General features: G+C 61.6%; 13 protein-coding genes. All 13 read left to right on the forward strand.

All coding sequences use genetic code 11. From position 1 onward, the window contains the following. The first annotated feature begins 45 nt into the window (after positions 1-45). The 13 genes from fabD to U873_RS0113240 all read left to right on the forward strand — a co-directional run bounded on the left by fabD (position 46) and on the right by U873_RS0113240 (position 11,906). Positions 46-984, forward strand: coding sequence for an ACP S-malonyltransferase (fabD, locus tag U873_RS0113180; RefSeq protein ID WP_025128702.1), 939 nt, complete (start codon positions 46-48; stop codon positions 982-984). Positions 985-1,000: 16 nt separating this feature from the next. Beyond that, complete coding sequence (gene fabG, locus U873_RS0113185) at positions 1,001-1,741, forward strand: 3-oxoacyl-ACP reductase FabG (protein WP_011060118.1); 741 nt, start codon at positions 1,001-1,003, stop codon at positions 1,739-1,741. Between the two features lie 196 nt (positions 1,742-1,937). Further along, entirely contained in the window at positions 1,938-2,174 is a 237-nt protein-coding gene (acpP, locus tag U873_RS0113190; RefSeq protein ID WP_003175607.1) for an acyl carrier protein, read from the forward strand. Positions 2,175-2,284: 110 nt separating this feature from the next. After that, the gene (gene fabF, locus U873_RS0113195) at positions 2,285-3,529 is read left to right on the forward strand and encodes a beta-ketoacyl-ACP synthase II (protein WP_025128703.1); all 1,245 of its coding nucleotides are present in this window, start codon (positions 2,285-2,287) and stop codon (positions 3,527-3,529) included. Then, entirely contained in the window at positions 3,529-4,344 is an 816-nt protein-coding gene (pabC, locus tag U873_RS0113200; protein WP_025128704.1) for an aminodeoxychorismate lyase, read from the forward strand. Before fabF ends, pabC begins: the two co-directional genes overlap by 1 nt. 3 nt (positions 4,345-4,347) lie before the next feature. Then, on the forward strand, positions 4,348-5,547 hold the full coding sequence (mltG, locus tag U873_RS0113205; protein ID WP_025128705.1) for an endolytic transglycosylase MltG: 1,200 nt from the start codon (positions 4,348-4,350) through the stop codon (positions 5,545-5,547). Between the two features lie 19 nt (positions 5,548-5,566). Then, complete coding sequence (gene tmk / locus U873_RS0113210) at positions 5,567-6,199, forward strand: dTMP kinase (RefSeq protein ID WP_025128706.1); 633 nt, start codon at positions 5,567-5,569, stop codon at positions 6,197-6,199. After that, positions 6,192-7,178: a DNA polymerase III subunit delta' gene (locus U873_RS0113215; protein ID WP_025128707.1), complete on the forward strand. Its 987-nt coding sequence runs from the start codon at positions 6,192-6,194 to the stop codon at positions 7,176-7,178. Before tmk ends, U873_RS0113215 begins: the two co-directional genes overlap by 8 nt. An 84-nt stretch (positions 7,179-7,262) precedes the next feature. Continuing rightward, positions 7,263-8,048, forward strand: coding sequence for a TatD family hydrolase (locus U873_RS0113220; protein WP_025128708.1), 786 nt, complete (start codon positions 7,263-7,265; stop codon positions 8,046-8,048). Between the two features lie 809 nt (positions 8,049-8,857). Next, on the forward strand, positions 8,858-9,496 hold the full coding sequence (locus tag U873_RS0113225) for a TetR/AcrR family transcriptional regulator (RefSeq protein WP_011060125.1): 639 nt from the start codon (positions 8,858-8,860) through the stop codon (positions 9,494-9,496). Positions 9,497-9,635: 139 nt separating this feature from the next. Then, positions 9,636-10,604 (forward strand): GTP 3',8-cyclase MoaA, encoded by a 969-nt coding sequence (locus U873_RS0113230; protein ID WP_025128709.1) that lies wholly within the window; start codon positions 9,636-9,638, stop codon positions 10,602-10,604. Between the two features lie 117 nt (positions 10,605-10,721). Continuing rightward, positions 10,722-11,324: a DUF4823 domain-containing protein gene (locus U873_RS0113235; RefSeq protein WP_025128710.1), complete on the forward strand. Its 603-nt coding sequence runs from the start codon at positions 10,722-10,724 to the stop codon at positions 11,322-11,324. 18 nt (positions 11,325-11,342) lie between these two features. Then, on the forward strand, positions 11,343-11,906 hold the full coding sequence (locus U873_RS0113240) for a DUF1285 domain-containing protein (RefSeq protein ID WP_025128711.1): 564 nt from the start codon (positions 11,343-11,345) through the stop codon (positions 11,904-11,906). The last annotated feature ends 67 nt before the right edge of the window (positions 11,907-11,973 follow it).

The raw sequence follows: 11,973 nt of genomic DNA on the forward strand, positions 1-11,973 counted from the left end.
TGTGACGTCAATTCTCCGACGACAAGATCATTAGGGGCTTGTTACATGTCTGCATCCCTCGCATTCGTCTTTCCAGGGCAGGGCTCGCAGTCCCTCGGCATGTTGGCCGAGTTGGGCGCGCAGTACCCCCTGGTTCTCGATACGTTCAAAGAAGCCTCCGATGCTCTGGGCTACGACCTCTGGGCTCTGACCCAGGAAGGTCCTGCAGAGCTGCTCAATCAAACCGACAAGACCCAGCCGGCCATCCTCACCGCCTCCATCGCCCTGTGGCGGGTATGGCTGGCCGAAGGTGGCGCGCGCCCGGCTTTCGTCGCCGGTCACAGCCTGGGTGAATACAGTGCCCTGGTCGCCGCTGGCAGCCTGACCCTGGGTGAGGCGGTCAAGCTGGTCGAGCGTCGTGGCCAGTTGATGCAGGAAGCCGTGCCGGCGGGGCAGGGCGGCATGGCTGCAATTCTCGGCCTGGAAGATGCCGATGTGGTCGCCGCCTGTGCTGAAGCCGCGCAGGGTGAGGTGGTCAGCGCCGTGAACTACAACTCCCCTGGCCAGGTGGTGATCGCTGGTGCCAAGGCTGCCGTGGATCGTGCCATCGAGGGCTGCAAGGCGCGGGGCGCCAAGCGCGCCATGCCGCTGCCGGTCAGCGTGCCGTCCCACTGCGAGCTGATGCGCCCGGCTGCCGAGCGTTTCGCCGAGTCGATCGCTGCAATCAACTGGCAGGCGCCGCAAATTCCGCTGGTGCAGAACGTCAGCGCCGCTGTTGCCGCCGACCTGGACACCCTCAAGCGTGATCTGCTGGAGCAACTGTACAAGCCGGTGCGTTGGGTCGAGTCGGTCCAGACTCTGGCGGCCAATGGCGCCACCGAGCTGGTTGAGTGCGGTCCGGGCAAGGTCCTGGCCGGTCTCAACAAGCGCTGCGCCGAAGGTGTGTCGACCTCTAACCTGAATACCCCAGATGCTTTCGCTGCCGCCCGCGCAGCGCTGGCCTGAATTAGGAGAAGCTTGCATGAGTCTGCAAGGTAAAGTTGCACTGGTAACCGGCGCCAGCCGTGGTATCGGCCAGGCCATCGCCCTGGAGTTGGGGCGCATGGGCGCCACCGTGGTGGGTACCGCCACCTCCGCTTCGGGTGCCGAGCGCATTGCTGCCACCCTCAAGGAAAATGGCATCCAGGGCACCGGCCTTGAGTTGAACGTTACCAGTGACGAATCCGTGGCTGCAGTCCTGGCCAGCATCACTGAGCAGTTCGGTGCGCCGGCGATCCTGGTGAACAATGCCGGTATCACCCGCGACAACCTGATGATGCGCATGAAAGATGACGAGTGGTACGACGTGGTCGATACCAACTTGAACAGCCTGTATCGCCTGTCCAAGGGCGTTCTGCGTGGCATGACCAAGGCTCGTTGGGGTCGAATTATCAGTATTGGCTCGGTAGTGGGTGCCATGGGCAACGCAGGCCAAGTAAACTACGCCGCCGCCAAGGCCGGTCTGGAAGGTTTCAGTCGTGCCCTGGCGCGTGAAGTCGGTTCTCGGTCGATCACTGTGAACTCGGTGGCTCCAGGTTTTATCGATACCGATATGACCCGTGAACTGCCGGAAGCGCAGCGTGAAGCCCTGCTGACACAAATTCCGCTGGGTCGTCTGGGGCAAGCTCAAGAGATCGCGCAAGTGGTCGCTTTTCTGGCGTCGGACGGTGCGGCCTACGTTACCGGGGCTACAATCCCGGTCAACGGCGGGATGTACATGTAAGTCAAATGTGACGGATTGCTTCAAAAAAATGTCATACGAGCTGTCTAAAATCCGTTATAAAGCTGCAATCTATTTATAGGCAGATGGCCAAAGGGTTTGAGGAGCGAAGCTTTCAGTTGAAAAGCTGAAAAGCCTTTCTATACACTTACCCACTGGCCAGCTGCCTGAATTTGTCCATTAGGAGTGAAAACAAGGTATGAGCACCATCGAAGAGCGCGTCAAGAAAATCGTTGCTGAGCAACTGGGCGTTAAAGAAGAAGAAGTTGTTAACACCGCTTCCTTCGTTGAAGACCTGGGTGCCGACTCCCTTGACACCGTTGAGCTGGTGATGGCTCTGGAAGAGGAATTCGAGACCGAAATCCCTGACGAAGAAGCTGAAAAGATCACTACCGTTCAAGCAGCTATCGACTACGTTACCAGCCACCAGGCTTAATCGTTTGTAGTCGTCTTTTGCTGTCATGGAAAAACCGCACTGCCGTTACGGCGTGCGGTTTTTTCTTTAGGCCTGATACAAAGTGTCGTCATTAGAAAAAGGAGAGTGCTGTGTCGCGTAGACGCGTCGTAGTCACCGGTATGGGTATGTTGTCGCCACTGGGTACGGATGTGCCAAGCAGCTGGCAGGGCATTCTGGCTGGCCAAAGTGGCATCGGTCTGATCGAACACACCGACCTTTCTGCCTATTCCACCCGTTTTGGCGGCTCGGTAAAGGGCTTCAATGTCGAGGAATACCTGTCGGTCAAAGAGGCCCGCAAACTCGACCTGTTCATTCAATACGGCTTGGCGGCCGGTTTCCAGGCGGTGCGCAATGCCGGGCTGGAAGTCACCGATGCCAACCGTGAGCGCATCGGCGTGGCCATGGGTTCGGGTATTGGCGGTTTGACCAATATCGAGGAAACCAGCCGCATCCTGCATGATTCCGGCCCACGGCGGATTTCTCCGTTCTTCGTGCCTGGCTCGATCATCAATATGATTTCCGGCTTCCTGTCCATCCACCTGGGTGCCCAGGGGCCGAACTACGCTATTTCCACGGCCTGCACCACCGGCACCCACTGCATCGGCATGGCCGCGCGCAACATCGCCTACGGCGAAGCCGACGTGATGATCGCCGGCGGTGCTGAAATGGCTGCCTGTGGCCTGGGCATGGGCGGCTTCGGCGCGTCCCGTGCGCTGTCGACCCGCAATGACGAGCCGACCCGCGCCAGCCGTCCATGGGACAAGGGCCGTGATGGCTTCGTGCTGTCCGACGGTGCCGGTGCCCTGGTCCTCGAAGAGCTGGAGCACGCCAAGGCGCGTGGTGCCACCATCTACGCTGAACTGATCGGCTTCGGCATGAGCGGCGACGCCTATCACATGACGTCGCCTCCCGCCGACGGTGCCGGTGCGGCGCGCTGCATCGCCAATGCCCTGCGCGACGCCCAGCTCAATGTCGACCAGGTGCAGTACATCAACGCCCATGGCACTTCGACCCCAGCCGGTGACCTGGCCGAGGCCGAGGCGATCAAGAGCGTGTTCGGCGATCACGCCTACAAGCTGGCGGTCAGCTCCACCAAGTCCATGACCGGCCACCTGTTGGGGGCCGCCGGGGCGATCGAGGCGATCTTCAGCGTGCTGGCAATCAACAGCCAGGCCGCGCCGCCCACCATCAACCTGGATGAGCCGGATGAAGGCTGCGATCTCGATTTCGTGCCGCACACCGCGCGCAGCATGGACATCGACGTAGTGCTGTCCAACTCCTTCGGTTTTGGTGGCACCAATGGCTCCCTGGTGTTCCGCCGGTTCGCCGAGTGATGCACAGCTGGGTCGACGGTCAGCCGGCTGACGCACTGTCGCTCAAGGACCGCGGCCTGGCTTACGGTGATGGTCTGTTCGAGACCATTGCCGTCAAATCCGGGCGCCCGCAGCTGCTGGAGCGGCATCTGCAGCGTCTGGCCGAAGGATGTCGGCGCCTGGCCCTGACGGCGGATCAAGCCCTGATCCGCAGTGAGCTGCAGGCCTATGCGGCGGCTTTGGGGGAGGGGGTGCTCAAGCTGATCCTGACCCGAGGCGACAGCCAGCGCGGCTATGCCGCCGATCCTGCAAGCGCTGCACGGCGGATTCTCCAGGGCTCCGCATTGCCGGTGTATCCCCTGGCCCATGCCGAGCAAGGCGTTCGTCTGTTTGCCTGTACCACGCGCCTGGCCGAGCAGCCGCTGCTGGCCGGCCTCAAGCACCTCAATCGTCTGGAACAGGTTCTGGCTCGTGCCGAGTGGCGTGATGCCGAGCATGCCGAAGGCTTGATGCGAGATACCTCTGGGCGAGTTATCGAAGGCGTGTTCAGCAACCTGTTCCTGGTCAGCCAGGGGCGGCTGCTGACGGCTGACCTGAGTCGCTGCGGCGTGGCCGGGGTGATGCGCGCTGAAATATTGTTTCAGGCCGAGTCATTGGGCATCCCCGCGCAAGTCGCGGATATCAGTCTCGATCAGCTGCAACAGGCTGATGAAGTCTTTGTCTGCAACAGTGTCTATGGCGTCTGGCCAGTGCTCGACTGTGCCGGGATGAGCTGGTCGGCGGGTGCGCTCACCCGTAAACTGCAGGGCATTACCCGCGCACTACTGGATGCTTGATTCGTGAGACGTAAATTACTGCTCCTGCTGGAAACCGGACTGGTCCTGGCAGGACTGCTGTTGGGTGCGAGTGCCTGGAAACTGCACTCGGCCCTGGAACAACCGCTGAACCTGAGCCAGGAACAGTTGCTCGATGTTCCCGCCGGCTCGACGCCCACCGGCACCTTCAATCGTCTGCAAGCCGAGGGTGTGCTCGATGATGCCTTCTGGCTGCGCCTGTACTGGCGCTTCAATCTGGCGGGCCAGCCTCTGCACAGCGGCGAGTACCGCATGACCCCGGGCATGACCGCCGAAGGCCTGATCGGCCTCTGGCAGCGCGGTGAGGTGGTGCAGTACAGCCTGACCCTGGTAGAAGGCTGGAACTTTCGCCAGGTACGCAGCGCCCTGGCCAAGAGCGAAAAACTGCAGCAGACCCTGACGGGGCTCAGCGACAGCCAGGTGATGGAAAAGCTTGGGCATCCTGGGGTTTTCCCTGAAGGGCGTTTCTTCCCTGACACCTATCGTTTCGTTCGGGGCATGACCGACGCCGAGCTTCTGGAAAAAGCCTACGACCGCCTGGACGATGTGCTGGCCAAGGAGTGGAGCAAGCGTGCCGAGGATGCGCCTTACAGCGATCCTTATCAGGCGCTGATCATGGCCTCGCTGGTGGAGAAGGAAACCGGCGTACCCCAGGAGCGCGGGCAGATCGCAGGGGTGTTCGTGCGGCGCATGCAGATTGGCATGCTGCTGCAGACCGATCCTACGGTGATCTACGGCCTCGGTGAGCGTTACACCGGCAAGTTGACCCGGGCTCATCTCAAGGAAGCCACGCCCTATAACACCTACGTGATTGCCGGCCTGCCGCCGACGCCGATCGCCATGGTCGGACGCGAGGCGATCCACGCCGCCCTCAACCCGGTGCCCGGCAAGAGCCTGTATTTTGTCGCACGGGGCGACGGCAGCCATGTGTTCTCCGATGACCTGGATGCCCACAACAGCGCGGTGCGCGAGTTTCAGCTCAAGCGTCGCGCCGACTACCGTTCCAGCCCGGCCCCAGCCGCCACGCCAGCGGCTCCCGAAGCTGCAAGTCCGGTGCCGGCGCCGCCTGCAGCCCCTGGTCCGGAGACGGCTCCGGCAAGCGCTCCGCAAGCTGCGCCCGAGCCGGCTGCGGCTCCGGCTGCTGCCGAGCCTGTGCCCGAGCCCGCGGCGAAAAGCCCGCAATGACATTGATTAAGGACTGCCCGTGACTGGCTTGTTTATTACCCTGGAAGGCCCGGAAGGCGCGGGCAAAAGCACCAATCGCGAGTACCTCGCCGAGCGCCTGCGCGCTGCGGGGATCGAGGTGCTGCTGACCCGCGAACCCGGTGGCACGCCGCTGGCCGAGCGGATTCGCGAAGTGCTGCTGACCCCGGTGGAAGAGGTCATGAATGCCGATACCGAGCTGTTGCTGGTGTTCGCCGCGCGTGCCCAGCACCTGGCAACGGTGATTCGCCCGGCCCTGGAGCGCGGTGCGGTGGTGCTGTGCGACCGCTTCACCGATTCCACCTACGCCTACCAGGGCGCGGGCCGCGGCCTGAGCCTTGCGCGCATTGCTGCGCTGGAGGATTTCGTCCAGGGCGAGTTGCGTCCGGACCTGACCCTGGTCTTCGACCTGCCGGTGGATGTCGGCCTGGCGCGAGCCAGTGCCCGTGGCCGGCTGGATCGCTTCGAGCAGGAAGGCCAGGTCTTCTTCCAGAAGGTTCGCGAAGCCTTCCTGGCCCGAGCTGCAGCGGCGCCGCAGCGTTATGTGCTGGTGGATGCGGCGCAGCCCCTGGCCCAGGTCCAGCAGTCCCTGGACGCCTTGTTGCCGCAGTTGCTGGAGCGCGCCCGTGGCTGAAGTCTTCCCCTGGCAGGACAGCCTCTGGCAGCAATTGGCGGGGCGTACCCAGCATGCCCATGCCTACCTGTTGCATGGCCCGGCGGGTATCGGCAAGCGGGCCCTGGCCGAGCGGCTGATGGCGCGCTTGCTGTGCCAGCGCCCGGAAGGCCTGGACGCCTGTGGTCAATGCAAGTCCTGCCTGTTGCTGCAGGCCGGCAGCCACCCGGACAACTACGTGCTGGAGCCGGAGGAAGCGGACAAGGCGATCAAGGTCGACCAGGTCCGCGAACTGGTGAGCTTCGTGGTCCAGACCGCCCAGTTGGGCGGGCGCAAGGTGGTGCTGATCGAGCCGGTGGAATCGATGAACATCAACGCCGCCAACGCCTTGCTCAAGAGCCTCGAAGAGCCTTCCGGCAACACTGTGCTGTTGCTGGTAAGCCACCAGCCCAGCCGGTTGTTGCCCACCATCAAGAGCCGTTGCGTGCAGCAGGCCTGCCCGCTGCCCAGCGAGGCCATGAGCCTTGAGTGGCTGGCCCAGGCCCTGCCTGATTGCTCCGAGGAGGAGCGGGTGGAGCTCTTGACCCTGGCTGCCGGTTCGCCGCTGGCAGCGGTCAGCCTGCAGGCCCAGGGGGTTCGCGAGCAGCGCGCGCAAGTGGTGGAAGGGGTGAAGAAGCTGCTGAAACAGCAGCAGTCGCCCACGCAACTGGCCGAATCCTGGAGTGCCATTCCCTTGTTGCTGCTGTTCGACTGGTTCTGCGACTGGTCGAACCTGGTGCTGCGCTATCAACTGACCGAGGATGAGCAGGGGCTGGGCCTGCAAGACATGCGCAAGGTGCTGCAATACCTGGCGCAGAAGTCCGCCCAGGCCAAGGTGCTGAACATCCAGGACTGGATCCTGGCCCAGCGCCAGAAGGTCCTGAGCAAGGCCAACCTCAACCGCGTGCTGTTGCTGGAAGCCTTGCTGGTGCAGTGGGCGGCCCTGCCTACCCAGAATTGACCCGCAGCGCCTAGACTCAGCGTTGTTTCCGCCCGGGCGCCAAAGTCCGGGCCCTTCATTGATCGGATGTAGTTGTAGCCTCCTATGCTCGTAGATTCCCATTGCCACCTTGATCGCCTCGACCTCGCCGCTCATGACGGCTCCCTGGATGCCGCGCTGACTGCCGCCCGCCAACGGGGGGTAGGGCACTTCCTGTGCATTGGTGTCAGCGCCGACAACGCGGCGGACGTCAAGGCCCTGGCCGAGCGCTATGACGATGTCGACTGCTCGGTGGGCGTGCATCCGCTGGATGTGCAGCCCGGCGCAGCGCCGGCCCTGGACTGGCTGCTGGATGAACTGAACCACCCTCGGGTAGTGGCCATTGGCGAGACTGGCCTGGACTATCACTACGAGCCGGAAGCCGCCGAGCTGCAGCAGGAATCCTTCCGCCTGCACCTGCAGGCCGCCCAGCAGACCGGCAAACCGGTGGTGGTGCACACCCGTGGCGCCCGCGCCGACACCCTGGCACTGCTGCGCGAGGCGGCATTGCCCAATGCCGGTGTGCTGCATTGCTTCACCGAAGACTGGGAAATGGCCAAGGCGGCCCTGGACCTGGGTTTCTATATTTCCCTCTCGGGGATCGTCACCTTCCGCAATGCCGATGCCCTGCGGGACGTGGCCCGACAGGTGCCGGCCGACCGGCTGCTGGTGGAGACCGATTCGCCTTACCTGGCGCCGATCCCCTATCGCGGCAAGCCCAACCTGCCGCAGTACGTGCGCGAGGTGGCGGAGTTCCTGGCGATGCTGCGGGGCGAAAGCTATGAAGCCTTTGCCCAGCAGACCACGGCCAACTTCAAGCGCCTGTTCCCCTTGGCGCGGGTCAAGGGCTGAGCCTGGGGCGCAGGGTGCACTGGCGCTGAATTGCAGGCAAAAAAAACCCGGGTTCTGGGGGGTGAATCCGGGTTAAGACCATTAGGAGTAAAACTAAGGCACGCGGTCCTTCGGTACCTTGATCGGCGTTTCACTTGGGGGAGATGTCCCGCCGACAGTTGAAGTATTGATCACTATTGCATTCAGTCCAGTTGCCCCTGCTCGTTTTTTAAACAAATTTGGAATACGCGCGCTTCGCTTGAGTTCTCATTTTCGTTGCCTGTATCGCCGTTTTCGACGCGATCGGCGAATATCACCTGATTTTTAGCTGATAAGACTAAAGATAGCCGCGTTTTCCTGAAAGTTTTCTACGCAGCCTGTTGCAGTTTGCTGTATCGGCCAGGCGGGCAGTTATCAACGCCATCGATACTTTCGGATTATTCTTCCGCTCTTATAGGGTTTCTCTGATGCTGTGCGCCGGCAGTTGCGTTGGCCCGCTGAGCGACGAATCAGCCGGGTAATGGTGGTATTGCGACTTGTCGAGGTCTTTGCGTCGCACGCAGGGCGTAGGGCGATCCAGGGTGCTGGTTGCAGGAAAAACCAGACTTTGCGGTCTGATCCGGAGCTTGGCGGCTGTAGAAGTTTTTTATTTGAACCCTGGCCCGGCCCCGTATTCACGGGATTTCCCTGGCTTTTGGCGCCTGTCCGGACGGTTCTGTCGGGGCAGCTTTTGCACCAGAAACACCTGCAACGATGGATGATCCGTGCATTTTGGCGCAAGTTAGGCATAATACGCGGCTTCGATTTTGACCCCGAACAGACCTTTTCTTATGCAGAAAGAACCTCGTAAGGTCCGTGAGTTTCGTCGCCGCGAGCAAGAAATTCTCGATACCGCGCTCAAGCTGTTCCTCGAACAAGGTGAAGACAGTGTCACCGTCGAGATGATTGCTGATGCCGTGGGTATCGGCAAAGGGACCATCTACAAGCACTTCAAGTCCAAGGCGGAGATCTACCTGCGTCTGATGCTCGACTACGAGCGTGACCTGAACGAGCTGCTGCACTCTGCCGACGTCGACAAGGACAAGGAGGCCCTGTCCCGGGCCTACTTCGAATTCCGCATGCGCGATCCGCAGCGCTACCGACTGTTTGATCGCCTGGAAGAGAAGGTGGTCAAGGGCAATCAGGTACCGGAGATGGTCGAGGAACTGCACAAGATCCGCGCTTCCAACTTCGAACGCCTGACCCTGCTGATCAAGGGCCGCATCAGCGAAGGCAAGCTGGAAGACGTTCCGCCTTATTTCCACTACTGCGCATCCTGGGCGCTGGTGCACGGCGCAGTGGCGCTGTACCACTCGCCGTTCTGGAGCAATGTGCTGGAGGATCAGGAAGGTTTCTTCCAGTTCCTGATGGACATCGGCGTGCGCATGGGCAACAAGCGCAAGCGCGACCCCGACACCTCGAACAGCTGAGGCATTCAGCCGTTGCCAGATGCCCTCGGGAAACTGTATGGCGCAGTGTCCGAGGCATATACTCAGGCATGGGACTTGCCAAAACCTGATTTTTGAGTCAGGTTTTGCCCGGTTCTCCCTTCCTACGCCGGAGTCATCCATGATCGTTGATCGCCAAGGCAGACGCTTTCGCAACTTGCGGATCAGCCTGACGTCTGCCTGCAACTATGCCTGTACCTACTGCGTGCCTGACGGCAAGCGGCTGGTGGCTGCCCAGGACGAGTTGTCGGCCGGTGCGATGGCCCGTGGCGTGGCGTACCTGATGGAAGCAGCCGGCATCGAGCGCTTGCGCATCACCGGCGGGGAGCCTCTGGTCAGCCCCAAGCTGGAAACCTTCATGGGGGCGGTGGGGCAACTGGGGCTGGAAGACATCAGCCTGACCACCAACGGCCAGCTCCTGGCGCGCAAGCTGCCGCTGCTGGTGGATGCGGGGATCCGTCGGATCAACGTTTCGCTCGATACCCTGGATGCCCTGGCCTTTCGCAGCATCGCCCGTGGCGGCGACCTGGCCACAGTGCTGGACGGCATGCAGCAGGCGCGGGCGGCGGGGCTGAAGATCAAGGTCAACATGGTGCCGTTGCGCGGACAGAACCTGGACCAGGTCATGCCGCTGCTCGATTACTGCCTGGACCAGGGTTACGAGCTGCGCTTCATCGAGTTGATGCGCATGGGCCACCTGGCCAGTGACGGCAATGCCTTCCTGCAGCAGTTTGTCAGCCTGCAAAACCTGCTGGATCTGATCGGCCAGCGATATGAGTACCTGCAGGCCGATGCGCCGATGGACGCTACCGCCGTGCGCTACGAGATTCCCGGTCGCGGCCATTTCGGTGTGATTGCCAATGAAAGCGTGCCGTTTTGCCGGACCTGCTCGCGCTTGCGGCTGTCCTCCACCGGCTGGCTGCATGGCTGCCTGTCATCGAGCAATCGCCACTATGTTGGCGATCTGCTGGACAAGCCGCGTCATCAAGCCTTGCCGGCGCTGCAGCGGTTGCTGGTCAAGGCGCTGGGTGACAAACAGGAGGTGGCATTCTCGGGCGGGGCCACGGTGATGAAGATCATTGGTGGCTAAGTCGGTTCTTTGCGGCACAAGATAGGCGCGCGGTGCCTTCCAGGGGCTCGAGCTGGCGCGGAAGCTGCATCTCGTGGCCATTCGCCGGTTTTCCGTCACCGGATTTTGGAGGGTAGGATGCGTAGCCTGGTTTTGCTGCTGGCCTTTTTGGCGCTCGGCGGCTGCATGAATGTCAGTGATATGGGCGAAGGGGTCCGCTATCACTTGAGTGACGCGGGGGTGCTCGATCACAGCGATACCCGCCGTACCAGCTCATTCCGTATTCAGCCTGATTCGTTCATTTTCATCGCCCAGGGACCCTTCGCACCGCCTGGCAGCGCTTATCCGCGGCCCAATGTGGTGGCCGAGGAAGCCTTCAACGGCTTTATCGAATATTTCCCCATGGTGCGTCGGGCCCGGGCTGCCGAAGGCTTGAACGAAGCCATGGCTGAGGCGCGGGAAGTGGGAGCGCATTACCTGCTTTATGCGCGTTTTGCCAAGGCTGACGATCGTATCGGCAACTCCGATGAGTGGCTGGACCAGGAGGCAGTGGATCGCCTGGGGGTCGATACCAGTACGATCCAGCTGATGCTGATCGAGACCAGTACCCAGTACCTGATCGATTCGGCACGTATTCGCAGTCGTGGCGGTTTACTGACGTTCCACGACAACAAGCCACAGGATCTGCTTGGCCCACCCTTGCAACAATACGCTCGCGGTTTGCTGGGTTTGAGTGATTGAGTCATTGAGGAAAATGCTATGAGTGGTCCAGGCAAGGCCAATGACCTGTTGGCGCAGATTCCCAAGGCCGAGAAGGGCTTGCCGCCGGTCCACTTGTGGAACCCCGATTTCTGCGGCGATATCGACATGCGCATTGCCCGCGACGGCACCTGGTACTACCTGGGCACGCCGATTGGTCGCAAGCCCATGGTCAAGCTGTTCTCCACCATTCTGCGCCGTGATGGCGACGACTACTTCCTCGTCACGCCCGTGGAGAAGGTGGGGATCAAGGTCGATGACGCTCCCTTCGTCGCGGTGACCCTCGAGGTTGAGGGGCAGGGCGAAAGCCAGGTGCTGCGCTTTAGCACCAATGTCGATGAGCAGGTGCAGGCGGCTGAGCAGCACCCGCTGCGAGTACTGATCGACCCTGTGACTCAGGAGCCGGCGCCGTACATCCTGGTTCGGCACAATCTTGAGGCGCTGGTCCATCGCAATGTCTTCTACCAACTGGTGGAGCTGGCACAGGTTCGTGTCATCAATGGCCAGAATTGGCTTGGGGTCTGGAGCTGCGGAGTGTTCTTCCCTATAGGGCTTGAGCCCTGAACAGGGATTTCAGACTGTTGTAGGACGATATTTCTTGCTCTCGATCCGACGTTTCATGTATCAAACC

Origin of the sequence: Pseudomonas sp. PH1b (assembly GCF_000633395.1) — a bacterium.
In the GTDB taxonomy this organism is placed as follows: Bacteria; Pseudomonadota; Gammaproteobacteria; order Pseudomonadales; family Pseudomonadaceae; genus Aquipseudomonas.

Excerpts from the sequence above, each read along its gene's own strand:
- fabD (WP_025128702.1), top strand. The coding sequence starts at position 46 with ATGTCTGCATCCCTCGCATTCGTCTTTCCAGGGCAGGGCTCGCAGTCC.
- fabG (WP_011060118.1), top strand. The coding sequence starts at position 1,001 with ATGAGTCTGCAAGGTAAAGTTGCACTGGTAACCGGCGCCAGCCGTGGT.
- acpP (WP_003175607.1), top strand. The coding sequence starts at position 1,938 with ATGAGCACCATCGAAGAGCGCGTCAAGAAAATCGTTGCTGAGCAACTG.
- pabC (WP_025128704.1), top strand. The coding sequence starts at position 3,529 with ATGCACAGCTGGGTCGACGGTCAGCCGGCTGACGCACTGTCGCTCAAG.
- U873_RS0113220 (WP_025128708.1), top strand. The coding sequence starts at position 7,263 with ATGCTCGTAGATTCCCATTGCCACCTTGATCGCCTCGACCTCGCCGCT.
- U873_RS0113225 (WP_011060125.1), top strand. The coding sequence starts at position 8,858 with ATGCAGAAAGAACCTCGTAAGGTCCGTGAGTTTCGTCGCCGCGAGCAA.
- U873_RS0113230 (WP_025128709.1), top strand. The coding sequence starts at position 9,636 with ATGATCGTTGATCGCCAAGGCAGACGCTTTCGCAACTTGCGGATCAGC.
- U873_RS0113235 (WP_025128710.1), top strand. The coding sequence starts at position 10,722 with ATGCGTAGCCTGGTTTTGCTGCTGGCCTTTTTGGCGCTCGGCGGCTGC.
- U873_RS0113240 (WP_025128711.1), top strand. The coding sequence starts at position 11,343 with ATGAGTGGTCCAGGCAAGGCCAATGACCTGTTGGCGCAGATTCCCAAG.